Raw genomic sequence first — 26118 nt, forward strand, 5'->3', positions numbered from 1 at the left:
TCCGTTATCCGCTCACCAGCTCGTTCATCAGGTCGGCAAGCTGTCTCGCCTGCTCGCGGCGCTCGTATGGCTTCACGCGCTCCGCAAAATCTGCCCCGCGCGCCTCGCCGCTGCCCGTCTTCCCGCTCTGCTCCTTCCATTCGCGATACAGTTGCAAGTACGCCTGCTTGATCGCATCCTTATGCTCCGGATCAGCCACCTGGCCCAGACGGAAGTTTTCGATAATCTCTGTCGCTTCCCCTGCTTTGTTCAGCGCGAGAATCGGATTGCCGATCCCCATGTATTCGTACAGCTTGCCCGGAATGTACGCACCCGCGTCAGCGGACACGTCCCCGATGAGCAGCAGGGCATCGGCTGCTTTCATCAAGCCGAGCGCCTCCTTGTGCGGCAGGTTGCCCAATACGCGCACGATGTCAGCAAGCCCCAGCGCTTCCACACAATCCCAGTTTTCCGAATACCCGGGATAGTCAAACACGCCTGCGAAGCTGAGCAGCAGTTCCTGCCTGTCTACCTGCCCCTCGTCGATCAGCTCGCGGATCGCTTGCAGCAACAGCCGCGGATTGCGCTTTTGATACAAAATGCCCGCGTAGACCGCATGGAATTTTCCCGGCGCCGCATAGCTTGGCGTCAGCTCCTGAAAGTCGGCCTGGTCGAAGCCGTTGTAAATCAGCTCCATCCGCTTGATTCGCTCCTGATGCTTATTTTGGAAGTTTTTGGCAAAAGTGGCGGTGACGGTCGTAATCGCATCGGCCTTTGCCATCACTCTCGCTTCCATCCGCTCCTCCAACCGTTCGCGCCAGGCAATGCCAGAGGTGTGCATGTTTTGCGTCCACGGATCGCGGAAATCCGCTACCCATTTGCAGCCGAACTCATCCGCGAGCTTCTCGGCAATCAAGTGGTTGGTAACAGGGCCAGAGGTGGAAAAAATCACGTCGATTTTTTCCTGGCGCATGATTTCCCGCCCGAGCTTGAGCGCATTGGGCAGCCAGAGAATTTGGTCGTCCGGGATCAACAAGTACGGCTTGAGCTTTTTCAAGACGTTCACGACCTGCTTTTTCACCCGCTGCTTCAACGATACACGCGGGGCGTCGTCAGTCGAGCTACCTGCGGCAACGGCAGCGGCTTGTCCTCTCCCCGGCAGCAGTTGCCACTCTTTTGCCCGATGAATGTTCACCTCGCCTGGAAGCTGCGCCAGAAGTGAAGGATCAAGCGTGGCGTGGTAGACTGGATCGACGGTAAGCACGTGGACGTTCCAGCCGAACTCCCCCAAATATTTGGCCATTTTCAACGGCCGCGGAACACCGCCGCCGCCGATGGGAGGAAATATGTAGCATATGATTAACACGTTGTGCGCTTTCATCTTGTAACCGTCCTTCTCGTTTTTACGTTTTCCATCCTAAACGATACCACAAGTGCTGTCTTATTGCGAATCTATCAGCCATCTGCTATAGTGAGAATGGCTTTGTTTACGCATGGAAGGCTCGCAGCCCTTCGCGGCGCTGTGCCAGCTTTTTTTCTTTTTAAAAAAACAATCGCTCCTCCATGAACAAGCCTCGACAGAGGTTTTCTTGAATAAGATTCGGGTGAATTTACATGAGCAAACTACGCGTCCTCCACGTGATTGGCGGGGGGGAATTTGGCGGTGCGGAACAACATATTCTCAATCTGGTTACGACTTTTCCTGCGGAGGAAGTAGACGTCGCCGTCGTCTGCTTCTACGATTCGCTCTTTGCCGAGAAGCTGCGGGCTGCTGGCATCAAGGTGATTGCGTTGAACCAGTTCGGCCGATTTGACATTCGTCTGCTGCAAGCTTTGCGGCGCACGTTCCTCGCTTTTGGGCCAGCGATCATCCATACGCACGGGATCAAGGCCAACTTTTTTTCCCGGCTGGCCGCGCTCGGCATGAAGGTGCCTCTCTTGACGACCGTACACAGCTCGCTGCGCTACGATTACGCAGGCGCGTTGGCCTACGCGATCGTCTGCATGATGGAACGGAGCACCCGCCACTGGAATCGGCACTACATCGCCATCAGCGGCGCCATTGCCGACGTCTTGCGCGAGCAGGGCGTGAAAAGTTCCGCGATCAGCGTGATCTACAACGGGATGGATTTGTCTCCTTACCAGCAGGATCAGCTTCGCGAGAGCGACCGCAGCCGTTTTCGCGCGGAGTGGAACGTGCCGCAGGACGCCTTTTTGTTCGGAACCGTAGCGCGATTCGTTCCAGTCAAAGGCTTGCCGATTCTGCTCGACGCCTTTCACGCGCTTGTGCAGGACAAAGCAGCGTCGCCTTATCTCGTGCTGATCGGCGACGGCTCGGAACGTCCGGCGCTGGAAGCGAAGGTGCAGGAGCTGGGCCTTGCGGAGCGCGTCCGCTTTGCCGGGTTTCGGCAGGACATTCCGGCTTGCCTGCATGCCATCGACGGCTTTGTTCACTCCTCCCTGTACGAAGGGCTCGGCTACACGATTATCGAGGCGATGGCCGCCAAAGTGCCTGTCGTCGCAAGCAACGTGGGCGGCGTGAAGGAATTCGTCTTCCACGAGCGCACGGGACTGGTTGTCGAGCCGAACGATTCCGCAGCATTGGCGCGAGCAATGGAACAGCTCTGGACTTCGCCACAACTGCGCGAGACGCTGGCGCAAAACGCCTTGGAAAAGGTCGAAGCCACTTTCACGATTCAGCAGATGACCGCTCAAATTTTGTCTCTGTACCGAAAGCTGTTGTCATAAGCGAAGCACGACTGGCCGTCTGATGGACGCTGCTCGTGCTTTTTGCGCTGCCGCTGGCGGGTAAAAACTGTTTGAACAATCTGGATTCATGGTTGCCTCCGCAGGGACAATCTGGTTACATAGAACTGGAACAATTATGAATCGCACGTGAAAGGATGACACGAAGCATGAAACTTTTTCTCTCGGTAGACATGGAAGGCATCTCCGGCATCGTCGACACCAGCTACATCAATCCTGATTCGGGCGTAAACTACCAGCGCGGCCGCCAGTTCATGACCGATGACGCCAACGCGGTGATCGAAGCGGCGCTTGCCAGCGGCGCGACGGAAATCGTCGTGGCGGACAGCCACAATACGATGAACAACATTTTGTGGGAAAAGCTGCACCCGAAAGCGCGGCTGCTCGCTGGCTCGCCCCGCGATTGCTCGATGATGCAGGGGCTAGATGAGAGCTTCGATGCCGCTATGTTTATCGGCTACCATACCCGCCAAGGGGTCCCTGGCGTGCTCAGCCACACCATGTCCGGCGTCGTCCGCAACATGTACATCAACGGACGGGTCGTAGGCGAATTTGGCTTTAACGCGGCAATCGCGGGCTTGTACAACGTTCCGGTCATCATGGTGTCCGGCGACAACCTCATCGCCGAAGAAGCGCGGGAGCTGATTCCTGGCATCCGTACAGCGATCGTCAAGGAAGCGGTGTCGCGCACAGCCGCTATCTGTCTGTCGCGCGAGGACGCGACCGCCGCACTGAAGGAGCAGGCGGCGCTTGCGCTTGGCAATGTATCCGCCATCGCTCCGTTTACGAACGACAGTCCGCTTACGCTGGCCATGGAGTTTTCCCATGCCGGCCAAGCCGAAATGGCGGCAATCGTCCCTCACACCCGCTATGAGACGGCGACAAACACCGTTTATTACAGCACGGACGATCCGCAGGACTTGTACAAAACGATGCGGGCGATGCTGAACCTCGCTTCCGAGGCAGAGTTTTTCTAGGACTTTACTCGTGGCAAAAGGAAATAGGCAGGGCATAGCGCCGTGCCTTTTTCGCGCTCCGTTATGAGCTGCTTTTCTGCCTTCCTTTGCGCAGCATGGGTGCCTCCTGTGCTGTAGGTTCCGCCTCCGCCCGCAACCTGTGTGGCCGATGCGTCCGCGTGGCGCCAGGAATGCAGCCGCCGGACAAAGGGTGTGGGAAAAAAGGCGATTGCGCCGGAATGCAAAAAAACAGGCCCAGCAAGTGGGCCTGTTTGTCGTTTTTGGCTTTTACAGTTTGCGAACGTTCGTCGCCTGTGGGCCGCGTTGACCGTTTTCCACGTCAAACTCGACCTCTTGCCCTTCATCCAGGGATTTGTAGCCTTCTCCCTGAATCGCGGAGAAGTGGACGAACACATCATCCGCACCATCCCGTTCGATAAAACCGAAACCTTTTTCGCTGTTGAACCATTTTACTCTACCACGTTCCATTTTTGCCTCCTAGCATGTATCCCTTACATGATTGAAATATGATCTTACCTGGTTACTATTGCCATAAACGAAACGAGTTATACATCCAAAAAAGAGAGCGCGGCGAAAACGGCTCTGCCAGCCCTCCTTGCTGCGAAAAAGCACTCCGGTTCAAGACAGTCGAAAAGCTCTCTAACTTGCCTGATTGCGAGACGAAAGAGCCTCCATAAACGCTTTCGCTAGGCGTTTACAGAGGCTCTTTTTTTCCGGTTTGGTTGCACCCGTACCCTCGCGCAACTTCCCAGCACGCGGTATTTCGCTATCGGAGAGCGGTCGGTCGACCACTTGCTGTCATTTGCGCTTGATTAAATGCGCACAACAGTAGCCTTGCTGACCGAGTTGAGCGGAATGCGGTTTTTCGTATCGAACAAAATCGCGGAGTCGGCCATTTGCGCCGCTACTTCATCCCAGTTTACGTCCGCGAACTGTTTTTGCACAGCCGTCAAAATCAAGGCGTCGGCACCGCGAACGGCTGCCTCCAGACTGTCTTGCTTGTGCTCGTACGCAGTCGGTACCGCCGGGTCATACGAGCGCACCTCGACTCCTTTGGCGAGCAACAGCTTGATGATGTCGTGCACAGGGCTGACGCGGTCGTCGTTGGAGAAGTCCTTCATCGCAAGCCCCAGTACAGCTACACGGCTGCCTGCAAGCGTCTTGCCTTTTTGCTGCAACGCTTTTTCCAGCATGCCGATCAGCACTTCCGGCACAGCATCGTTAGTCATGCGCGCCTGCTGCAAGATCGGCAGCGACACGCCCAGCTCGCGAGCTTTTGGCTGCAAGTAATACAGGGCGTTCGGCAGGCAGAAGCCGCCAACGCCAGGACCAGGCGTCAATAGGTTCACGCGCTTGTGCGTGTTGGCAACCTTAATCAGCTCGAACGTGTCGATCCCGAACGCCTCGGAAAAGCGGGCGAACTCTTGAACCATCGCGATATTGACGTCGCGCTGGATGTTTTCGATGACTTTGGCGGTTTCGACCACGCGGATGTCCGAGATCGTAATGTCTGTTTCGCTGATGAAGGAAAGCAGCTCTTTTCCTTTCTTGGCGCTCTGCTCGTTGATGCCGCCAAGCACGAGCGGCATGTGGATGAACTCTTCAAAAGCTCGTCCTTCGGCAATCCGCTCGGAGCAGTACGTCAAATAAAAGTCGACGCCTGCGACGAGGCCGCTCACTTCTTCGAGAATCGGCTTCAGCACTTCTTCCGTGGTCCCTGGAACGACCGTGCTGCGAATCATGATCGTATCGCCCTTTTTCAGCACGCTGCCGAGCGATTGGGCACAGCTTTTCAACGGTCCGAGATCCGGGTCGCCGTTATGCACCGGCAAACCGACGGTCACAATATAATGATCGACTTCCGCAGCCGCTTCCTCGTAGGAAGTGGTAGCGCGGAAACGCTTTGCTTCAATTTGTTCCTTGAGAATCTCCGGCAAGGTTTTCCCCTGATAGGACTCCAAATGGTGGGAATGCGCCGCATTAATTTCATCCACGACGTGAGGCAAGGCGTCAACGCCGACGACGTTTGCTCCCTTCATGGCATAGGTAAGAGCAAGCGGCAAGCCAACAAACCCTAATCCCACTACAGCTACGCGCACAGGCTGAGTCATTGCGTATCTCCTCTTTCACGTTCTCTAAGGTAAGGTCCGTGCAACCGTACAGTCGCGCGGCCAACTTGCAAATTGCTTATGACAGATAGTAAATGCCCGCAGCGATAAAAACCACGCACAATCCTATGAGGACCTTGTACAACGTCTCCAAGGCTGCTCCTCCCCATGATTCATATTGTCGGCTTTGGCCCTGTCCAAAAGGGCATGGGACCGCACCCGTCTGGGAAAAAAAGTGCGGAACTCTCTGCCAAATCCTAATTATACTCTCGATTGAAATATCGTTCAACAAGGGTTTGTTTTCATGCCGAACCGGAAGTGTCCAAAAATACGGTCAGCGGCCCGGTCACATAAACTTGGCAGGCAAGCCGATACCCTTGCTGCACGGCTTCTCCCAGACGGTATTGCTCGGTCTCGGACGGCGGAGGAGCCGAGCCTGCTGGAATATTCATCCTGACCATACAAGTTCGACACTTTCCCGTCGTGCAGAAAAAATCGATCGGGAGCTGCGCGCGCACCAGCGCCATCAGCAAGTTTTCCCCCCGCGCAAGCGAGATGCTGCGCTCCTTGCCGCCTTCCCATACGGTTGCTGCGAACTGCTCCGGACGGTTGCTTCCCATCCCCACACGCTTTCCCTCCCCGCTTCTGATCGAAAAACAGTGCGCCCTACTTGGACAGGCTCGCTCCGATAATATAAGAAAAGCCGATGGACAGGACCATCGCGATGAAGCCGATCGCCCTGTTGTCATTGGCTATTTCCTCATCCACCTTGAACGAGGGGGTCATAAATTCAAAAATAAAGTAAGCGATCAGAAGCAAGCAAAAACCGAATGAACCCCAGATCAAAGCCTGCCCTAAAGAAAGATTCGCCTGAATCGAATAGCGGAAAACATTGGCGATGCCAAAAATTTTTCCGCCCGTTGCCATCGCGACGGCCATGTTCCCACGTTTCAGCTCTGCCCATACACGATAGCGCGTCACCAGCTCGAAAATCGCCAAAAACAAAATCATCGCGAGTCCGGTAACGGTAAAGTAAGCAGCAGTTGCAAAATATGGATTGTGCAGAAGGCCTGCCATGGAATCTCCTCCCGACATCTCTATTTCAGTTCGGCAATGGTCGCGCCAACGCCGCCTTCCCCCTGTCCGCCCAGGCGGAAAGATTTGACGTTGCGGTGGCTTCTTAAATATTCATGCACACCTTTGCGCAAAACGCCCGTACCGTGTCCGTGAATGATGGAAACCGAGTGCAGTCCAGCCAAAAGCGCATCGTCGAGAAACTGGTCCATTTCCCGGATGGCGTCCTCGACGTTGTATCCGCGCAAGTCGAGGTCCATTTTAATGCTGGCCGTTCTGCGCTTGACGGATGTGTACGGCGCGGCTTGCGGCTTTTGCGTAATCGAGTTTTGCACGTTCATGTCTTCGCGTCTGACCTTCATTTTCATAATGCCGATCTGGACGAGAAACTCGTCGTTGTTCACCTTTTCCAGCACGGTTCCTTTTTGGCCGAAGCTGGTGACCATGACTTCATCGCCCACCTTGATCTGGGTGGCGCGAACGGCCTTGGCCGGCTTTTTCACTTTTTCCTTCTCCAGCTCAAGCACGGCATTGCCGAGTCGTTTTTTCGCATCGATCAGCCGGTGCTCCTTGATCTCCACGCCTTCGTCTCTCATCTCGCGCAGCTCGCGAATGATCGTCTCCGCCTCTTCTTTTGCCAATTGAACGGCGATCCGCGCTTCGTCTTCCGCCCGTTCCATCAGCTTGTTTTTCTCCTCGGCAAACCGGGCGCGTTCTTCCTCGAGCTGACGGCGCAATTCCTCCGCTTCTTTTCTCGCCGCCGCTGCCGCCAGTCGGTCAGCCTCGGCGGATTTGCGGTTGCGCTCCAGAGAAGCGATCATGCTCTCCACCTGGTTGTCTTCCTCACTGATGGAGCCGCGGGCCACCTCGATGATCGCCTCGGGCAGTCCGAGACGTCTGGCGATGGCAAAAGCGTTGGAGCGTCCCGGCACGCCGACGAGCAAACGGTACGTCGGGCGCAAGGTTTGCACGTCAAATTCCACGCTGGCGTTGATGACCTCGGGCCTGTCGTACGCATACGCCTTCAGCTCGCTGTAGTGCGTAGTGGCGACCAGTCTGGCTCCAGAGTCAATCACGTGGTCGATGATCGACATGGCGAGCGCCGCCCCTTCTGTCGGGTCCGTACCCGCTCCCAGCTCGTCGAACAGCACGAGGCTTTTCGCGTCCATCTTTTCCAGAATGGAAATGATGTTTTTCATATGGCTGGAAAAGGTGGAAAGGCTTTGCTCGATAGACTGTTCATCCCCAATGTCGGCAAACACGGAAGAAAACACCGTCATCTCGCTCTCTTCTTCTGCCGGAATGTGCAGTCCCGCCATCGCCATCAGCGACAAAAGCCCGATCGTTTTAAGCGAGACGGTTTTCCCGCCCGTGTTCGGACCCGTCACGACGATCGCCTGGTACTCGCCGCCCAGCTCGACGTCGACAGGAACGACGACCTCGCGCGGGATCAGCGGATGGCGCGCTTTTTTCATGTTCAAATAGCCGCGGTCGTTCAGCTTGGGACAGACGGCTTTCATGCTCCAGGCAAGCTGGGCTTTGGCGAACATGAAGTCAAGCTCGGTCAGCGCATCGACATTCTCGACGAGCGCATCCACGGCAAAAGCGACTTGCTCGGTGAGCAGGTACAAAATCCGCTCTACCTCGCGCTCTTCCCGCAGTCGCAGTTCACGCAGCTTGTTGTTCATCGACACGATCACTTCCGGCTCGATGAACAGCGTAGCTCCGGAAGCGGACTGGTCGTGGACGATCCCGCCGAACACGTGGCGGTATTCCTGCTTCACGGGAATGACAAAGCGATCGCCGCGAATCGTGACGATGTTTTCCATCAGCATTTTTTGATAAGAAGAGGAGCGCGTCATCTGGTCCAGCTTTTCCCGGATGCGCGACTCCACCTGCCTGATCTCCTGGCGCACTTGGCGCAGCTCCATGCTGGCGCTGTCCATGACGTCTCCGTTTTCGTCAATACAGCGGCGAATTTCCATTTCCAGCTCGCGCAAGCCTTCGATGCGCTCGGCTTGCTGCTTTATGAGCGGCATTTCGTGGTCCTCGCACATGTCCAGCAAAAACGTCTTCAAACGGCGCCCCGCCATGACCGTGCTGGCGATGTCCAATAGCTCCATCGGCGCGAGCATCGCATTCAGCCTGGCGCGCTGCACAGAACCGCGGATATCGCGAATGCCGCCGAGCGGAGCGCTGCCTTTCAGGCGCAGGACAGTGGCAGCCTCTTCGGTGCCCTGCTGGGCGATTTTCACTTCGTCCAGCCGCACGAAGGGGGTCAGTTCCGCTGCTTTTTCTTTTCCATATGTGCAAGATGCCTTGTCGACTAACAGGGCGATAATTTTATCGTATTCCAAAGTTTTTAATACCCGTTGTTCCACTGTATCCTCCTTATTTCCTCACCGGCGACCGTCGGACTTAAGCGGATAAGTACAACGGTCTGAACCTTCAATCACTGCGATTTCCTCATTATATCATGTCAGCCGTTCCAAGGATAATTTTACACGCACCCGCTTTGGCATAGTTCGGCTCGGAAATAGCCAGAATGAAAATGAACCAATCCAAAAGGAGGAGTTTACATGACGATCATGCGTCATCTCGTCCGCTTCGTCGTCGCTTCCGTCGTCCTGATGTTCGTCGGCTTTCTGGTACCCGGGTTTTCTGTAAGCAGCTTCTGGACTGCTTTTCTTGCCGCTGTCGTAATCGCCCTCTTGGGCTGGGTCGTGGAAGCCATGTTCGGAGATCGCATTTCCCCCTACAATCGCGGAATCATCGGCTTCCTCGTCAGCGCTGTCGTGATCTACCTGACACAGTTTATCGTCTCCGGTTTCCATGTGACTGTCATCGGAGCGCTTCTGGCGTCTTTGGTAATCGGGATCATCGACCTGTTCATTCCGATCAAGACCCATATGGACATGCGCAATGGGGATGCCGGAAACCGCCAGGAAACGTAAGATCCGCTTTACGCGAAAAGAGCCAACCCGTCACATGCGGGCTGGCTCTTTTTCAGTTTGATCGGCCTTCTATTGCGGTTGTGCAGACTGGCGATGAATCATCCCAGCCAGGTAGCCTGCGCCAAAGCCATTGTCGATATTGACTACCGCGACTCCGTTAGCACACGAGTTGAGCATGGTCAACAGCGCCGAAACGCCGCCAAAGCTGGCGCCGTAGCCGACGCTCGTAGGCACCGCGATAACCGGCTTGTCGACGAGTCCAGCCAGTACGCTGGCGAGCGCCCCCTCCATGCCGGCCACACAGACGATGACGCTGGCACCCCTGATCTCCTCCAGGCGCTGGAACAGCCGATGGATTCCGGCGACCCCCACATCGACAATCACCTTGACCTCACTGCCAAAGCAGCGCGCCGTCCAGGCCGCTTCCTGCGCCACCTGCCAGTCTGACGTGCCCGCTGCCACGACCGCGACGTAGCCGTCACGCTCCGGCACGAGCGGCTCTTTTGTGGACAAAAGCAAGCGCGCCTCTGCTATGTACTGGACGTCTGGCCACCGCTTCCGGACTTTGTCTGCTTGCTGCTCGCTTGCCCTGGTGACCAAAACGAGCTTTTGATGCTCGCGCAGCCGTTCCATAATCCCGACGAGCTGACTGGCGCTTTTGCCCTCTCCGTAGACGACTTCGGGAAATCCCGTCCGCGCTGAACGCGCCAGATCGAGAGTGGCGTAGTCCAGGCGGCTGATCCCGGAAAGCTGCTCCTCGGCCTGCTCCACGCTCAACCGTCCGGAGGCGACTTGCTGCAAAATGCGTTTGACGTCATCCATGCTGTTTTTTCACTTCCGTTCCCAGCACGGCGTTCATGCTGCCCGTCTGATAGCCGAACAAATCGAGCGTCACGTAGGAAAAGCCGATCTCCTGCAGCGTCCTGTTGATCTCGACGTGGTGTGCGAGCAGGCGGCTGAAATCCGCCGGGCTGACCTCAATGCGCGCAATCGTGTCGTGGTGGCGCACCCTGACCTGGTGAAAGCCAAGGCTGAGCAGATAGCCTTCCGCCCGGTCGATCTGGTCGATTTTTTCCAGCGTAATCTCCGAGCCGTAGGGAATCCTGGAGGAAAGACAAGCAAAGGACGGTTTGTTCCACGTAGGCAGCCCCATTTCCTTGGACAGCGCCCTGATCTCGTCTTTGTAAAACCCGGCCTCTTGCAGCGGGCTGCGCACACCGCGCTGGGCGGCAGCCATCCGACCGGGACGGTAGTCGCCGCGATCGTCCATGTTCGCTCCGTCGCAAATGACTGCCTTCCATTTGTTTTCTTCGGCCATCCGGCCCAAATGCTCGTACAGGCCGTCTTTGCAATAAAAGCAGCGGTTCACCGGATTGGACACAAAATTCGGATTTTCCATCTCGCGAATTTCCGTTGTGACAAACCGTGCGCCAAGCTGGGCGGCAAGCCGCTTCGCCGCCTCAAACTCGCGGGTGGGAAACGTTTCCGAAGCGGCAGTCACGGCAATCGCTGCCTCGCCCAGTTCCTCAACCGCCCTCGCCAGCAAAAACGTGCTGTCCACGCCGCCTGAAAACGCCACCAGCACTGTCCCCATTTCGCGCAAGACCGCTCCCAGTTTCTCGTTTTTTTCTGCCAGCGTCCAGTCTTCGCTATCTGTAGTCAGTTGGTTGCCCACTTCCATGAGTTGCCCCTCCTTTTTGTCCAAGCTTTTGCCGCACAACGCGAAAAGAGAGGCCAGCGCCCCTCTTTTCTCCTTAATCTATCGGCTTATCATTTGCATCTTCCTGAAGGATCTTCAGCAGTTCTTCGTACTCCTGCCGCAAGCGGAAGTATTCATCCGCGATGTTTACCGCAGAGAGTACGGCAATTTTAGCGGTGTCCAGTCGATGGTTGCCGTTCGCGATTTCGTTCATCTTGTCATCAACGAAACCGGCCACCATGCGTATGTGATTGACACTTGCCTTGCCACTGAGCCGGTATTGTTGGCCGAAGATATCCACCGTCAAACGATTTTTCCCATCACCTTGCACGAGGGGTTCCTCCCTACTGCGACCTTTGCTCTACTGTATCCTTTTTAGGTTACTGAAAATGTCAGAGTTCGTCAAGCCATCTTACATCCGCAGTTCGGCACCCGTATTGTTTTTCAGCGCTTCGACAACAGCGGTTGTCACCTGCTGGATTTCTTCATCCTGCAAAGTGCGCTCCGCGTGGCGGAACACGAGAGCAAACGCCATGCTCTTCTTGTCCTGTGCAATCCGCTCGCCTGTGTACACATCGAACAAGGTCAACGATTCCAGCAGCTCGCCCGCCGCTTCGCGAATAGTCGCTTCCAACGCACCCGCAGGCACGCTGCGATCTACGACCAGCGCCAGGTCGCGCGTTACCGCCGGGAACTTAGGCAACTGGCTGTAGTGTCCAACCTCGGCAGCCGCCTCGATCAGCACAGCCACATCGAACTGGAACACGTACGTCTCAGACAGATCGTACGCTTTTTCCGTACCTGGGTGTACTTGCCCCAGATAGCCCAACCGTTTGTCGCCTGCCCATACTTCCGCTGTACGGCCTGGGTGCATGCCGGCAATGTCCGCTGCCGCTTTGTACTGGGCTGTGCGGATGCCCAGGCGCGCCAGGAGCGAATCGACAATCCCTTTGACCTGATAAAAGTCTACAGGCTGTTTCGCGCCCATCCAGTTTTGCGGCAAAAGCTGCCCTGTCAGCGCACCTGCCACGTACAGACGCTCTTCCGGAAGCTGCGTCAGCGACTCTTCGCGCGTCAAAAACACGCGGCCCAGCTCAAAAATGGCGACGTCGTGATTTTGCCGATTTTTGTTGTACGCGACGGTTTCCAACAGACTTGGAACGAGGCTGGTGCGCAGTGTGCTGTGCTCCTCGCTCATCGGCATCAAGAGGGACACCGGGTTTACTTTTTCCTGATGCAGACCCGCAACTGCCTCCACGCGGTCCGGGTGCACCAGTGCGTAGGAAATCGCCTCGCTCAAGCCCGTGCCGATCAGATGGTGACGGATCGTGCGGCGCAGCTTTTGCTCGTGCGTCAGTTGGCCTTGCGTGGTCGAGCCAGTCGGCAGGCTGGTCGGGATGTTATCGTAGCCGTACAGACGCGCCACTTCCTCCACCAAATCTTCCGGCAGCGTAATGTCGCCGCGTCTCGTCGGCACGGTAACGGTCCAGCTTTCGCCTTCGGTTGTGAACGGAAATTGCAAACGCGTAAAAATCGGGGAAACGTCTGCGGCAGACAGGCTCGTTCCCAGATGTTGATTGATTTTGTCCAAAGTCACGGTGACAACGGCCGGCTTCGCTTCGTTTACGACTGCGGAGCGGATGCCTTTGGACACGCTGGCCCCCGACAGTTGCTGGATCAAAGCAGCGGCGCGCTCTCCCGCTTCCTGCACGCGCGCCTGATCGACGCCTTTTTCCCAACGGACGCAGCCTTCTGTGCGCATGCCGAGTGTGCGGGCGGTGCGGCGGACTGTTTTTGGCGTAAACCAGGCGGCTTCGAGAATGATTTCCTTCGTCTCGTTCGTAATCTCGGAGTTGGCTCCGCCCATCACGCCTGCGATGGCCAAGCCTTTTGCCGGGTCGGCGATCAAGAGAGTCTGCTCATCCAGTTCGCGCTCCTGGTCATCCAAAGTAACGAGCTTTTCCCCTGCGGTTGCCAGGCGGACGACAATTTTGCGGTCCTGAACCTGCGCCGCGTCAAACGCGTGCAGCGGCTGCCCGTACTCCAGCAAAACGTAGTTGGTGACGTCTACCACGTTGTTGATCGGGCGAATGCCTGCTGCCATCAGGCGATTTTTCATCCATTGCGGGGAAGACGCAATTTTGGCATTCGTGAAGTGGCGGCCGTGGTATTGGTAGCATTCGTTTTCGGCTGCGATCGTAACTTCCAGCGGGTTCTCCCCGCCGTCTTCGGTCAGCTCGATTTGCGGCAGCACCACTTCTTTGCCCAAGATAGCGGCCACCTCGTAGGCAACGCCGAGCATGCTCAGGCAATCAGAGCGGTTTGGCGTCAGGCCAAGCTCCAGCACGTAGTCGTCCAGCCCGAGGTAGGAGACTGCGTCCATACCGATTTCCGCATCCTCCGGCAACACCATGATGCCTTCCTGCTGGTCTTTTGCCAGCAGCTTGTCGTTTAGCCCCAACTCTTTTGCCGAGCAAATCATGCCCTGGGATTCCACGCCGCGCAACTTGGAGCGCTTGATGTTCAGGCCCCCGGGCAGTTTTGCGCCGATCAGCGCGACGGGTACTTTTTGCCCTTTGTCTACGTTTGGCGCTCCGCAGACGATTTGCAGGTCTTCGCCTTGCCCCGCATCGACCACGCATACGCTCAGACGGTCAGCGTCCGGGTGCTTGCTGCGTTCTTTGACATACCCGATCACTACACCGGAAACACCTGCGTTGCGCGATTCTACTGCGTCTACCTCAATCCCGCTGCGAGTCAGCTTCTCAGCCAGCTCCTGGGGCGTCGTTCCACTCAGATCGACGTATTCGGATAACCATTGATACGATACCTTCATCTTTGCCTCTCCTCTCTAGCCTCGGTTGAACTGACGCAGGAAACGAACGTCGTTTGTATAAAAATGGCGGATGTCCTCCACGCCGTATTTGAGCATCGCGATACGCTCTACCCCCATTCCGAAAGCAAAGCCGCTGACTTCCTGCGGATTGTAGCCGGCCATTTCCAGCACGCGCGGGTGCACCATGCCGGAGCCCAAAATCTCGATCCAGCCCGTTTGCTTGCACACGCGGCAGCCGTGACCGCCGCAGTTGAAGCATTGCAGGTCGACCTCTGCGCTAGGCTCGGTGAACGGGAAGAAGCTCGGACGCAGGCGAATTTGCTGATTTTCCCCGAACATTTGGCGGGCAAACGTCAGCAGAATCCCTTTCAGATCGCTCATGCCGATGCCTTTGTCAACCACGAGGCCCTCGATCTGCGTGAACTGGTGAGAGTGGGTCGCATCGTCATCGTCGCGGCGATACACTTTTCCGGGACAGATGATCTTCACAGGCGTCTTGCCTTCTTTTTTCAGCATCGTCCGCGCCTGCACCGGAGACGTATGGGTGCGCATCAAAATTTCGTCCGTCACGTAAAACGTATCCTGCATGTCGCGCGCCGGATGGTCTTTTGGCAGGTTGAGCATTTCGAAGTTGAAGTGGTCCATCTCCACTTCTGGTCCTTCTGCCACCTCGAAGCCCAGACCGATGAAAATGTCTTCGATCTCCTCGATGATGCGGGAGAGCGGGTGCATCGTTCCGGCAGGCACCGGACGCCCTGGCAAGGTTACGTCTACCGTCTGGGACGACAGCTTCGCGTTCAGCGCCGCTTCTTCAATCGCCTGCTGCTTTCTGGAAAAAGCTGTCTCCAGCGCTTCCCGCACTTCGTTGACCAGTTGCCCGACTACCGGACGCTCTTCGGGAGACAGGCTGCCCATCCCGCGCAGCAGTTCTGTCAGCTCGCCCTTTTTCCCCAAATATTTGACGCGCAACTCCTGAAGTTGTGCAGCTTCCGTCACCTGGCTGATTTGCCCCAGCCCGGACTCCTTCATTTCTTGCAACCGAGTTTGCACTTCGTATCGCTCCTTTTTTCTGTAGATAAAAAAAGAAAAACCCGCCCCAAAAAGGGACGAGTTACTTTTTTCTCGCGGTACCACCCTTGTTAGACAGACGGCTCGCTTTCGTGACAAAGCTGTGACAATATCACTAACAGCGAACGAGACTTCTGTCTCACTTCAGCTCATTGGTAACGGGAATGACCCGGCTGCTCCTACTGCGCGAAAGCGGTTCAGAGTGCGGCTTCGGAGTGAATTCGGCAGCTATCGTGCTAAAGATGCTCGCAGTCTGTGGCACCTTCTCCCTGAAAAACAGATAGGACCTGCGTACTAGTCTCCGTCATCGCTTTGCGTTATAATCGAGATGTAGGAAAATTATAGCGCAACAAGAGAGAACTTTCAATTATACAAATGTTACATATCACTTGTTCTCCCTAGTTCGATTTTCGCGAATCCGAAAGGGGACTTTTGACATGATCGAGAAGGTTACGGCCCTTTATGATAAGACATGCGTCTGTCGGCATTGCCAAGCAACTTTTTCCACCAAACGGATCAGAACCGGCGCTCTTACCATGATTCACCGCGACAGCGACTTCTATACCACGTTCAAGGAGCAGTCGCTGAATCCGATTTTATATACCGTCAACGTCTGCCCGGTATGCGGCTTCGCCTTCACCGATCAGTTCACAAGCAAGCTCGCTCCGTGGCAAAAACAGGCCGTCGAGGAGCACATCTCCATGAAGTGGCAGCCAAAAGATTTCGGCTCCATTCGCAAGGTGCAGGAAGCGATTGTCAGCTACAAGCTGGCGATTTACGCCGCCGAGCTGACCGATCAGCCGCACTCGGTCAAAGCGGGCCTGTACTTGCGGCTCGCCTGGCTGTACCGCTACATGGACAATCTCCCGGAAGAGCTGCGCTTCATCGCGATGGCGGTCGACGAGTACGAGGAATCGTACATTCACTCCGACTATGCCCACGGTGACAAGGAAATGTCCGAGGTCAGACTGCTGTACCTGATCGGCGAGCTGTACCGCCGTCTGGAAAAATTCGAACTGGCGATCAAATATTTCGGCAAGGCGCTCGCTTTTCGCAACCATACGATTGAGAGCGGTATCATCCGCATGGCGCAGGATCAGTGGCAACTGGCGCGCGAGGAATTTAAAGAGAAAAAAAGCGAGCAAAAGATCGGCTGATAGCGGCATGAATGCAGGTATTTCAACTTTGTTGTTGGAATGCCTTTTTGTTTTTCTTTTGCATGGCGCAGGGAGAAGCGAAAGAGGTAGCGCCGGAGAATGGTTTTCTCTGAACGGCTCTCGCCTTTTTGCCTTTTGTTTTGTGCGAGCGGGCGGCAGATCAGTTCGCGGCTGTCAGCGCTGAGCTCGCCAAGCAAGGGGAGGCGGACTTTTTAACGCCTTCGCCTACCTGGTCCACGATGCCAGCGAACTCGTTGCCGGGAATTTGCGGAAGCTTTACGGAAATGCCTTGGGGTGTCCAGCCGCTTCGGATCGCGCAATCGTAATGCTTTACCCCGGCCGTTTTCACGCGGACCCTAACTTGCCCCGGACCCGCCTGCGGATCGGGAAACGTCATGACCTCCATGACCTCTGGTCCGCCTATTGAACGAAATGCTGCTGCTCTCATTGTGCAACTCTCCTATATTTTTCCGGATTGGGTAACAACGTTTAACGCAATGTTTTTAATGCGCCGCTCCAGGCAATCAGTTCGTCTAGCATGGCGTTTACTTTATCTACGTGCAGTTCGGCGGGGTTGAATGTTTGGAAATTTTCGAAATCGGCAAAGATCGAAAATGTCGGGTGCGCGCGGACGTCTGCCACGAGCAGCTCTCCCAAAATTCCGCGCAAATGCTCGGCTGCACGCGCCCCGCCCGTCGATCCGTAGCTGACGATGCCCGCAGCCTTGTTGTTCCATTCCGTGCGTGCCGAATCCAGCGCGTTTTTCAATGCTCCCGTGATGCTGTGATTGTACTCCTGGACGATGAACACGAATCCATCCAAGCTGGAAAGCTTTTTGGACCAAGCGACCAGGCCAGGCTCATTGCCTGTGCCTTCCCCGAAAAAAGGCAATTGAAACTCGGCGATATCTACAATTTCATACGTCGCATCTCCGCGGTCATCGGCAATGCCTTTCACCCAGTTTGCGACTTGCGGGCTTACCCGCCCTTGGCGCGTGCTTCCCAAAATAATGCCAATTTGCAATTGTTTCATGAAGAATCCTCCCATCATTCGATGTTTGTTCGCTTCGTGTCCTCCACCTTTTGAGCGGCTTTCCTGTTCCTTCCTCGTTGCCTATCACCATACGGCTACGGCACATAGGCATATAACAAAACCATGCTATGCTCGTGCAGAGCGCCCCAAAAACCAGGAAAGCTGGATGGAAACGGGCGCGCGAGGCAGGTGTGGGGCGAATTTTCGCTAGGCTGTTTGCTGGTGGGCGGCACCTTTCTGGACGCTCAGCCTCCACTCTGACACTGCCCAGCGAGTCACTTGGGAGACGTTGAGCCAAAGTGTGTTGTGCTCCTTGCATGCTTTATTTTACAATCACTTACATATAAACAAAAATATATCTTAAATCATACAGATCATATACTCAGGTATATAGGAAAGGAGAGCATGCGCATGGAGTTGTTGCAGTTGCACTATTTTCGCACGGTAGCCCGGACGGAGCACATGACGAAGGCAGCCCAGGAGCTGTGCATCGCGCAGCCTGCGCTGAGCAAGACGATTTCGAGGCTGGAGGAAGACTTGGGGGTTCCCTTGTTCGACCGCCACAGAGGGCGGATTCGTCTGAATGCGTTCGGCAAAGCTTTTTTGGACAAAGTCGAAAAGGCGCTCACCCTGCTGGAAGAAGGCAGAAAAGAAGTGTCCGAGCTGGCCGGACTTGAACAAGGGAGCATTCACCTCGCCACGTCGACGCTGGATCGGTTGACGGATGCGCTGGGCGAGTTTCTCGCGCTGTATCCGGAAGTCAGCTTTCGGATTACGCAAGCTTCGATGGAAGAAATGACGCAGTTGGTGGAGGCTGGCGAAGTCGACATGTGCTTTACAGCGCTGCCAATCAATCGGCCCGACATTAGCGCGGTGTCCCTCCTGAAAGAAGAAGTGTACCTGGCCGTTCCCCACGGACATCGGTTTGCGGGGAGGAAAAGCGTTCGCTTGAGCGAACTGGCGGAGGACCCGTTTATCGGGTACAAGGAAGGGTTTCCTTTTCAAAAAATGAACGATTTGTTTTTCCGAGAAGCCGGGATCACGCCTAACTTCGTCTGCCGGGTCGACGAGCCTGCCGCCATTGCCAGCCTCGTCCGGGCGGGGCTAGGCGTCGCGCTCGTAGGCAACTGCGGAGGCCCGGGCTCCCCGCTGAACCTGCTGCGGATTGAGTTTCCCGTGTGCCAGCGCAATTTCCAGATTGCCTGGAACGAGAAGCGGTACTTATCGCTTGCTGCGCGTAAGTTTCGCGACTTTCTCATCGGGTACTTTGCAGAAGTGGGGGAAACCGGGGAATGAGAAGCGCGGTGAGGTAGGGTGTCGGTGGTGGTGAGGTGCGGACTTTGATGCGGCGTGAGGCGGTGCGGGCTGGGATACCGCGCAAACTGTAATGCCACGCGAGCTAAATCGCACCATCCAGAAACTACAGCACGCCCCTTTTCACCTTGCCCTGCTGATCGCCCTCCCAAAATTCACACGAAAAAAAACAGGGACACTGGACTCTTTTCCCCAGTATCCCTGCTTTGCTGTCACTGTCTTCTGTTGCGCTGCGCTTCATACACAAAAATGCCCGCCGCGACGGCGGCATTCAGCGATTCCGCTTTGCCGTACAGCGGAATGTGCACGAGCTGGTCGGCGCAGGCCAGCATCTCTTTGGACACGCCTCGGCCTTCGTTGCCGATGACGAGCGCGATCTTGCCGCAATAATTCGCCTGATCGTAGGACACGCTGTCTTGTGCCAAGGACGAGACGAGGACACGCCCGCCTTGCTGCTTCCACTCGTTTGCCGTGGCAGCGAGCTCCCGCGAAAAGACAGGCAGGCGGAACATGGCGCCCATCGTGGCCCGCACGACTTTTCCGTTGTAAATGTCGACGCTGCCCTTGCCCAGCACGACTCCATCCACACCGGCGGCCTCTGCCGTTCGCAAAATCGTGCCCAAATTGCCCGGGTCCTGGATTTCATCGAGGAACAAAAGCAGGGCATTTTCCTTGGCTGACAGCTTGTCAACCCATTCGTCCCACTGACTCGCCGTCTTCTTCACTGCCGCGACGATTCCTTGCGGCGATTTCGTTTCCGACAGCTTGGCCAAAACCGCAGCGGACGCCGCGATTACTTGCGTAGCCTGGGGATGGTTCGCCAATGCCCGCTGGCAGGCGGGATCGAGGCTGCGCTCCTGATCGTACAGGATGGTCGTCACTTCCGCCCCGCTGTTCAGCGCCTCCTCCACCAGATGCGCGCCTTCGACGAGGTAGCGTCCCTGCTCCTCCCGGCCTTTTTTATCGAGCAACTGGTGCAGTCTTTTCACCAGCGGATTTTGAACTGAAGTAATGATTTCATGTGCCATCGTTATGCCCGCTCCTCAAATGCTTTCAAGTCTTTGTTGTTTCCGATTACAACAAGAACGTCTCCGTACTGGATCACTTCATCCGGGCTTGGAGCGATGTTGAATTTGTCCCCGCTTTTGATCGCGATGACGTTGACCTCGTACTTTCTGCGGATGTCTAGCTGTCTCAAGTTTTGCCCGACCAGCTTGGACGATACGACGACCTCTGCCACGCTGTAGTCCTCCGCCAGCTCGATAAAGTCGAGGACGTTTGCGGAGATGAGATTGTGCGCCACACGCACGCCCATGTCCCGCTCCGGGAAAACGACGCGGTCGGCCCCTACTTTGTACAGCACTTGTCCGTGCCGCTCATTTTGCGCTTTGGCGACGATTTTTTTCACGCCCAGCTCCTTCAGCGTCAAGACAGTGAGGATGCTCGCCTGAATGTCGACCCCGATCGCCACGACCACTACGTCGAAGTTGCGAATGCCGATTTCCTTCAAGGCGCGTTCATCTGTCGAATCAGCCGCGACAGCGTGGGTGACATACTGAATATTTTCATTGATGCGCTCTTCGTTTTCATCAATGCCCATGACTTCGTAATCCATCTCGTACAGCGTCCTGGCAACACTGGAACCAAAACGGCCCATTCCGATGATGGCAAACTGTTTTGACATGCTGATCTTCTCCTTCGATCCTATATCCAATAACTTGCATTATAGCATTAGACAGCGTAGCTTTGCACAGGCGAAACCAAAAGATGCCCGTGTCCAATGAAATCGCTTCGCGACAAAGGGGTATGAGCAATCCGGCGAAGACAAATACTAACTCATGAATTTATTCTCACAAGAGAGGTGCTGGCTAAGGTATGAACATTGCCTCGCTCAATTTGCGTCAAGCGATCATGTACAAAATGCAAGGCTCGGATTCCGGAGCGGTAGAAGAAACGATCAGCGATGCGATCGCAAGCGGCCAGGAAAAAACCTTGCCTGGTCTCGGCGTCCTGTTTGAAGTGCTGTGGCAAAACAGCGATGCTTCCTCCCGCCAGGAGATGGTCGAAACTATCGCTTCCCATCTGCCCGCTCAAGCGGAAAAGCCGATTTAATTGGAAAGCCAACCGAACACGAGCAAAAGGGAGAGACGCCACTACGTCTCTCCCTTTTTGTCTTCTGCCACCTGCTGCGAGGAGCGCGAACGAATCAACTGAAGCACAGCCAGCAAAATCGGAAAGAGCACCGTTGGCAAGTAGCTGAAATACGTCAGCTTTTGGGCGTAGGCAAAAAATTCGACGATGTTTTGCGGCCACAACGCGACGTAAAAAAGCGGGAAGAAGAAGATCAGCGCGATGATGCGCTGAAAGCGGATCCCTTTTTTCAACCACAGCCGAGTGGCGAAAATCATCGAGTAGTACATGTTGCCGAACGTCGTAAACACGGACGCCATCCAGATCGTGAGAAAAGCCGACTCTATCCGTTCCAGAAACCAGCCGGTTTGTTGCGCGGTTTTGACCATATCCAGCGTCGGCCAGATCAGATGCTGCAACTCCTCGTAGCCAAACACCACGATGCCCGCCGCAGCGGTCAGCACATACGACACGATCGTGAAGGCAAACCCGCTCCAGGCCGCCAGCGAAATCCGCGCTCCCGGCATCGCCAGCCCGAAGTAGATCATCATCAGCTCAAATCCCGTGTACATCGTAAACGTTCCAATCGCGGTGCTGGCCACTCCCTGCCATGAATCAATGTGCAGCGGCAGCAGATTGTACCAGTTCGCACTGTTGATCGTCACGTACGGGATGATGAGGATCGGCACAAACATGATCGGAAACAACAGCTCGTTGACCCTGACCAGCACCTCGAACTCGTGCATGCACAAGTACAAGACGATCAAAAGCAAAGTCAGCAAAATCACTTCAAGGGGCGTGTCCAGCAGGACAGACGTGACAATGACCTCGCCAAACCCGCGGGCGACCATCGCCGTATTCAAAAATTGAAACAGGAGGTACAAAAGCACCCACGGGATGTTGAGAATTTTTCCCAACCACGGGTGCCGATGGCCGCCAAAGACGAGCGGGCCGTACTCTACAAAGGTCAGTCCTGGATACTGCCTGCTCAAATAGATGATCGCCATAAGAGGGATAACCACAATCAACCCGCCAACGAGAGGCCCCAGCCAGCCCACTTCCTGCAGTTCCGTGCTGGCGGTACGCGGTAAGGTAAGGATTCCCACCCCGATCATCGAGCTAATCAGGATTGCGATTAGTTGCCATGTACTGATGTTGCCCCTTTGATTTCCCATCTTTATCGGCTCCTATTGCATTTCCATACCTAAACGGCGAATTTTGATCGTATAGTCAACGCCAATTGGAAAATTTTTAAAATCCTTCTTCCAGTCGTGCTTCTCCCAGTAATCCCGGTAGTGGTGCGCTCGAAGCGCCAGCCCGAGCCTCAAAATGTCGCTGTTGTACTCCTTTTGCAACTGGTGAAACAGCTTTTTCGCCCGTTCCTCCATCTCCTTTTTAATCAAGCTCTGCATTTTCTGGATGAAAACTTCCGGGGACATGTTCGTATTGGCGGTCACTTCCACGATATCTCCCTGCAGCTCGCAGGAAAACATCGCGGCAAGCGCCCCTTTGTTGTTCCTTCCTTTCAAATCCAGTCTCGTTTTGACAAAGTGAGGCCGGAATGTCACATAGCCGTTGTCCGTACCGGGCAGCGGGATGACGACATCGCCCCCGCGCTCTTCGTTTCGCAGTTGCAAAAACGACCACGACTGCACTTCGTTGAGCGTCCCTACCATTTTGTGCCCGCGAAAGACGGCCACGCCTCTCCAGCGTACCTCGGTCGCGCTCGCCTGAACGTAGTTGAGAAAAGGCTCCATCGTCTTGTTCGAGGTCTGGTTGAAGTAGTCTCCCAGCGTCTGATCGGGAATCGTGCCCATCTTCGCTCCGTTTTCGATCAGGTCCATCAGAAACACGACGGGGACTTGCTCGAGCTGCGGCTTGATTTTGAGCAAGGTGGCCGCTTCCCCCTTGACGACGATCGGCCACATCAGGCGGCGGATTTGCGGCTCCCGGCGAAAGCTGTCCATAATGTCGCCGATGCCTTTTCTCGCTACTTCTTCACTGACGGCAAGCACGCGGGTATGGCCCAAAAACAGCTTCTGGTTCAGCCGAATTTGCAGATTGTTGTTGGCATCGAGAATCGTCCGGCCCGTCACGCTCATGATCTTGACCGCATCGGCATTTCCGCCGCCGCCTTGTCCACTGCTTCCGGCGATCTTGATCGGGATCGGAATTTGCACAGTCAATCTGTACAACTCTTCTTGTCCCTCTACCATATCTACCGCAATGGCAAGTACGGAAGTGCGCTCCTCCAGCTCCCTTCTGTCCCAGCAGCCCGTCAAAAGAGAGACGCACACGCACAGAACTGCCAGCCCAAGCCATCCTTTAGCCATCTGCATTCCTCTCCTTTTGTTTTCGCCCCAGGTCCCGGATGAAAAGCATTGTCAAATAGAGAATAGGGATCCCCAAATTGAGGATGAGGCTGTAAACGCCCAAATAGGAGCTGATCCGAAACAGTTCTACGATGTTTTGCGGCCACAGCGCGATAAAGTAAAGGGGGATGAACATGACTGCCGAGAGGATTCGCTGAAAACCCATCCCTCTGTTGAACAACTGGCGCAAGCCGTAAATGAAAGCGTAGTAGGCGTTGGCCACGGTAGTAAAAACAGCCGTTACCCACACGGCCAGAAAGGCGGATTCCAGCCTTTCCAAAATCAGTCCCGGCACCTTTGTGGTCTTCACCAGCTCCAAGGTTGGCCAGGCTACACGCTGCAGCTCCTCGTAGCCGAAGACGACGATGCCCGCCACTACGATCAAGGTGTAGACGACCAGCGTGATCGCGATGCCGTAAAAACCAGCTTTTACTTTGCTCTTGTTTTCGTGCGCGTAGGCGAAAAAAATGAGCATGATTTCGTAGCCGGAAAAAGAGTAGACCGCTTCGTAAGCTCCCTTGAGCAGCGACGGGCCGGTCGCTCGAAAAAGCGGCAGCAGATTGTTCCACTCCGCTTTTTGAAACGAGGCGAGCGCAATGAACAGCACAGGGAGCAAAACGAGCGGCAGCAACAGCTCATTGATCCGGGCCACGACATCCAGATCGTGCAACGTGAGGATGAATGCCAGCGCAAACATGGTAATAATGATGACTTCCAGCGGTGTGTCGAGCAAAACGGAAGTCACTACGACTTCGCCAAAGATGCGGGAGACAAGCCCGGTCGCAAGGTACATGAAGCCGAGATAGGCGAGAATCCAGGGGAAGCTGAGCCACTTGCCCAGCCGCGAATTTTTTTTGGCCCCCCAGACGATCGTGCTGTACTCGACGAAGGTCATTCCCGGAAAACGCTGGCTGAGCTTTGCGATCATCCAGACAGACACAAAGGCAATGACGGAACCGAATACAGGCGACATCCAGCCCGCTTCATACAAGATGGCTGAGGTGGAACGCGGCAATGTCAAAATGCCTACGCCGATCAGCGTACTGGTAATCAAGGACGTCTGCTGCCACAAGGAAAACGTTTGTTGTCGGCTGCTCACGTCCTGCCTGCTCACGGTTTTTCATCCTCTCTCATGCGGATTTCATCCTGGATGTGAAACATCGTCGGGCGAGTTCTCAACAAGTGATGGGGCGCACGGATGAACAAATCCTTCATCCCCTTCAGATTCAACGGGCTAAGCGGCGACATGTAGGGCACGCCGAACGACTTGAGCGATGACAAATGAATCAGGATGACGATCAAAAACAGCATGATTCCGTACAGGCCGAACATTCCTGCGAGCAGCATGACCGGGAAGCGCAGCATCCGAATGGCAATCGCCGCACTGTAGCTGGGCGAAGCAAAGGAACCGATGGTCGTCACCGCCACGATGATAACCATGACAGGGCTGACCAGACCCGCGGATACGGCTGCCTCCCCGACCACCAGCGCCCCGACGATCCCGATCGTAGGTCCGATTGGCCCTGGCAGCCGGACGCTCGCCTCCCGCAAAATCTCAATCGCCAGCTCCATGAACAGCGCCTCTACCAGCGAAGGAAACGGCACCGTCGATCTCCCTGCCGCCATCGCGATGACGAGCCGGGAAGGAATCATCTCAGGATGAAACGAGCTAAAGGCGATGTAGAGCGAAGGCAACAGCAGCGCAATCGTAATACTGATAATGCGGATAAATCGCAGCAACGTCGCGATGTAAAACCGCTCGTAATAATCCTCTGGACTTTGGTAAAACTGGGAAAAAACCGCCGGGGCAATCAAGGCAAAAGGCGTTCCGTCCACCAGAATGCTCACCTTGCCTTCCAGCAAGTTTGCCACGACCTTGTCCGGCCTCTCCGTATTTTGAATCTGCGGAAAGGGCGACCAGCGGCGGTTCTGAATCAGTTGCTCGATGTAGCCGCTCTCCAGAATTGAATCGACGTTGATTTTCTCCAATCTCGCCAGCATTTCTTGCACCATCGGCGGATGGGCCAGGCCATCAATGTACATGACGTAAACATCTGTCTGCGTCCGTTGGCCGATCACCATATGGTGCACTCTCAGGTTCGGGTCTTTCAGGCGAAACCGGATCAAGGCGGAATTGACGGAGAGCGTCTCGCAAAAGCCGTCCCGCGGCCCGCGCACGACAGACTCGGTCTGCGGCTCGTCGACGCTTCGGCGGTCCCAGCCCCGCGTGTTGTTCAAATACGCTTTGTTGTCGCCATTGCGCATGAGCACGGCGCTTCCTGACAAGATGTTGCGAATGACCTGTCTCAGCCCGTCCGTCGACTCCAGCTCATTGGATGCCGGGAGGTCGTCGGGAATTTTCGGATCGGACATGTACACAATGATAAACTCGCTGATGATGTTGCGCTCGACCATCCCGTCGAGAAAAACGATGGCGCAATCGGTGTCGCGCTTGTCGCGAAAGCGGCGGACGACCAGGTCGTCGCATTTTCCCAGCTCTTTCTCGATCATGATGATGTTTTCATCCACATCCAGCGAAAGCTCTATATCCGAGACACTTTCCATGCTTCGATCGGCATGATGGTGTAACGCCTTCTCCTGAAGGGTTTCCTTCCGCTTTTGCCACGCTTTCCAAAACTGGCTCAACGCTTT

24 protein-coding genes and 1 pseudogene are annotated in these 26118 nt (G+C 55.5%); 6 read left to right on the forward strand and 19 right to left on the reverse strand.

Annotated features, from left to right (window positions below; genetic code table 11):
• Positions 1-4: 4 nt before the first annotated feature.
• Entirely contained in the window at positions 5-1360 is a 1356-nt protein-coding gene (locus tag AC3WJN_RS08625; protein WP_492329244.1) for a glycosyltransferase family 4 protein, read from the reverse strand.
• A gap of 233 nt (positions 1361-1593) precedes the next feature.
• On the opposite strand from AC3WJN_RS08625, the gene AC3WJN_RS08630 reads away from it, so the two are divergent.
• Both AC3WJN_RS08630 and AC3WJN_RS08635 read left to right on the forward strand, forming a co-directional pair.
• A complete protein-coding gene (locus AC3WJN_RS08630; RefSeq protein WP_005829255.1) occupies positions 1594-2727 on the forward strand; it encodes a glycosyltransferase in 1134 nt (377 codons plus the stop codon).
• Positions 2728-2894: 167 nt separating this feature from the next.
• On the forward strand, positions 2895-3722 hold the full coding sequence (locus AC3WJN_RS08635) for a M55 family metallopeptidase (RefSeq protein WP_007776642.1): 828 nt from the start codon (positions 2895-2897) through the stop codon (positions 3720-3722).
• 267 nt (positions 3723-3989) lie between these two features.
• Here AC3WJN_RS08635 and AC3WJN_RS08640 read toward each other — a convergent pair whose 3' ends face one another.
• The 5 genes from AC3WJN_RS08640 to AC3WJN_RS08660 all read right to left on the reverse strand — a co-directional run bounded on the left by AC3WJN_RS08640 (position 3990) and on the right by AC3WJN_RS08660 (position 9285).
• Positions 3990-4190 carry a cold-shock protein gene (locus AC3WJN_RS08640; protein ID WP_005829259.1) on the reverse strand — a complete coding sequence of 67 codons (201 nt, stop codon included), beginning with the start codon at positions 4188-4190 and terminating at the stop codon, positions 3990-3992.
• A 344-nt stretch (positions 4191-4534) separates the two neighbouring features.
• Positions 4535-5833, reverse strand: a complete 1299-nt coding sequence (locus tag AC3WJN_RS08645) for a nucleotide sugar dehydrogenase (RefSeq protein WP_007776639.1) — start codon at positions 5831-5833, stop codon at positions 4535-4537.
• Between the two features lie 299 nt (positions 5834-6132).
• Positions 6133-6450, reverse strand: coding sequence for a 2Fe-2S iron-sulfur cluster-binding protein (locus AC3WJN_RS08650; RefSeq protein ID WP_005829262.1), 318 nt, complete (start codon positions 6448-6450; stop codon positions 6133-6135).
• A 46-nt stretch (positions 6451-6496) separates the two neighbouring features.
• A complete protein-coding gene (locus AC3WJN_RS08655; protein WP_005829263.1) occupies positions 6497-6907 on the reverse strand; it encodes a DUF350 domain-containing protein in 411 nt (136 codons plus the stop codon).
• A gap of 20 nt (positions 6908-6927) precedes the next feature.
• Entirely contained in the window at positions 6928-9285 is a 2358-nt protein-coding gene (locus AC3WJN_RS08660) for an endonuclease MutS2 (RefSeq protein ID WP_005829265.1), read from the reverse strand.
• A gap of 198 nt (positions 9286-9483) precedes the next feature.
• Here AC3WJN_RS08660 and AC3WJN_RS08665 point away from each other — a divergent pair, with 198 nt between their 5' ends.
• Positions 9484-9858 (forward strand): phage holin family protein, encoded by a 375-nt coding sequence (locus tag AC3WJN_RS08665; RefSeq protein ID WP_005829266.1) that lies wholly within the window; start codon positions 9484-9486, stop codon positions 9856-9858.
• 69 nt (positions 9859-9927) lie between these two features.
• On the opposite strand, the gene larB is transcribed toward AC3WJN_RS08665, so the two are convergent.
• From larB to pheS, 5 genes are all read right to left on the reverse strand, one after another.
• Positions 9928-10680 carry a nickel pincer cofactor biosynthesis protein LarB gene (gene larB, locus AC3WJN_RS08670; RefSeq protein ID WP_005829268.1) on the reverse strand — a complete coding sequence of 251 codons (753 nt, stop codon included), beginning with the start codon at positions 10678-10680 and terminating at the stop codon, positions 9928-9930.
• Positions 10673-11539: an ATP-dependent sacrificial sulfur transferase LarE gene (gene larE / locus AC3WJN_RS08675; protein WP_122952554.1), complete on the reverse strand. Its 867-nt coding sequence runs from the start codon at positions 11537-11539 to the stop codon at positions 10673-10675. Before larE ends, larB begins: the two co-directional genes overlap by 8 nt.
• 73 nt (positions 11540-11612) lie before the next feature.
• The gene (gene zapA / locus AC3WJN_RS08680) at positions 11613-11888 is read right to left on the reverse strand and encodes a cell division protein ZapA (RefSeq protein ID WP_005829271.1); all 276 of its coding nucleotides are present in this window, start codon (positions 11886-11888) and stop codon (positions 11613-11615) included.
• An 81-nt stretch (positions 11889-11969) separates the two neighbouring features.
• Entirely contained in the window at positions 11970-14393 is a 2424-nt protein-coding gene (gene pheT / locus AC3WJN_RS08685; RefSeq protein WP_007776624.1) for a phenylalanine--tRNA ligase subunit beta, read from the reverse strand.
• 15 nt (positions 14394-14408) lie between these two features.
• On the reverse strand, positions 14409-15443 hold the full coding sequence (gene pheS, locus AC3WJN_RS08690) for a phenylalanine--tRNA ligase subunit alpha (RefSeq protein ID WP_007776621.1): 1035 nt from the start codon (positions 15441-15443) through the stop codon (positions 14409-14411).
• Positions 15444-15898: 455 nt separating this feature from the next.
• Between pheS and AC3WJN_RS08695 the strand changes: the two genes are divergently transcribed.
• A complete protein-coding gene (locus AC3WJN_RS08695; RefSeq protein WP_007776620.1) occupies positions 15899-16618 on the forward strand; it encodes a DUF2225 domain-containing protein in 720 nt (239 codons plus the stop codon).
• Between the two features lie 214 nt (positions 16619-16832).
• On the opposite strand, the pseudogene AC3WJN_RS08700 reads toward AC3WJN_RS08695, so the two are convergent.
• Positions 16833-17066, reverse strand: a pseudogene (locus tag AC3WJN_RS08700) (alcohol dehydrogenase catalytic domain-containing protein); the annotation flags it as partial.
• 41 nt (positions 17067-17107) lie between these two features.
• Positions 17108-17650, reverse strand: a complete 543-nt coding sequence (locus tag AC3WJN_RS08705) for an NADPH-dependent FMN reductase (protein WP_007776613.1) — start codon at positions 17648-17650, stop codon at positions 17108-17110.
• 411 nt (positions 17651-18061) lie between these two features.
• Between AC3WJN_RS08705 and AC3WJN_RS08710 the strand changes: the two genes are divergently transcribed.
• Positions 18062-18946 (forward strand): LysR family transcriptional regulator, encoded by an 885-nt coding sequence (locus AC3WJN_RS08710; protein WP_007776612.1) that lies wholly within the window; start codon positions 18062-18064, stop codon positions 18944-18946.
• A 230-nt stretch (positions 18947-19176) separates the two neighbouring features.
• Here AC3WJN_RS08710 and rlmB read toward each other — a convergent pair whose 3' ends face one another.
• Both rlmB and AC3WJN_RS08720 read right to left on the reverse strand, forming a co-directional pair.
• Positions 19177-19992: a 23S rRNA (guanosine(2251)-2'-O)-methyltransferase RlmB gene (gene rlmB / locus AC3WJN_RS08715; RefSeq protein WP_005829286.1), complete on the reverse strand. Its 816-nt coding sequence runs from the start codon at positions 19990-19992 to the stop codon at positions 19177-19179.
• A gap of 2 nt (positions 19993-19994) precedes the next feature.
• Positions 19995-20648 (reverse strand): potassium channel family protein, encoded by a 654-nt coding sequence (locus tag AC3WJN_RS08720; protein ID WP_005829288.1) that lies wholly within the window; start codon positions 20646-20648, stop codon positions 19995-19997.
• Between the two features lie 191 nt (positions 20649-20839).
• Here AC3WJN_RS08720 and sspI point away from each other — a divergent pair, with 191 nt between their 5' ends.
• On the forward strand, positions 20840-21076 hold the full coding sequence (gene sspI, locus AC3WJN_RS08725) for a small acid-soluble spore protein SspI (protein ID WP_005829290.1): 237 nt from the start codon (positions 20840-20842) through the stop codon (positions 21074-21076).
• A 41-nt stretch (positions 21077-21117) separates the two neighbouring features.
• Here the strand turns inward: sspI and AC3WJN_RS08730 are convergent, their stop codons facing one another.
• From AC3WJN_RS08730 to AC3WJN_RS08745, 4 genes are read right to left on the reverse strand one after another with little or no spacing between them, the layout of a single operon-like run.
• Complete coding sequence (locus AC3WJN_RS08730; protein ID WP_005829292.1) at positions 21118-22269, reverse strand: GerAB/ArcD/ProY family transporter; 1152 nt, start codon at positions 22267-22269, stop codon at positions 21118-21120.
• Between the two features lie 12 nt (positions 22270-22281).
• Entirely contained in the window at positions 22282-23427 is a 1146-nt protein-coding gene (locus AC3WJN_RS08735; protein ID WP_007776603.1) for a Ger(x)C family spore germination protein, read from the reverse strand.
• Positions 23420-24565 carry a GerAB/ArcD/ProY family transporter gene (locus AC3WJN_RS08740; protein WP_007776601.1) on the reverse strand — a complete coding sequence of 382 codons (1146 nt, stop codon included), beginning with the start codon at positions 24563-24565 and terminating at the stop codon, positions 23420-23422. The genes AC3WJN_RS08735 and AC3WJN_RS08740 overlap by 8 nt, the downstream gene beginning before the upstream one ends.
• Before the next feature lie 11 nt (positions 24566-24576).
• Positions 24577-26112: a spore germination protein gene (locus AC3WJN_RS08745; RefSeq protein ID WP_007776599.1), complete on the reverse strand. Its 1536-nt coding sequence runs from the start codon at positions 26110-26112 to the stop codon at positions 24577-24579.
• Positions 26113-26118: the final 6 nt, after the last annotated feature.

Source organism: Brevibacillus sp. FW306-2-1A-C05A, from assembly GCF_058781555.1.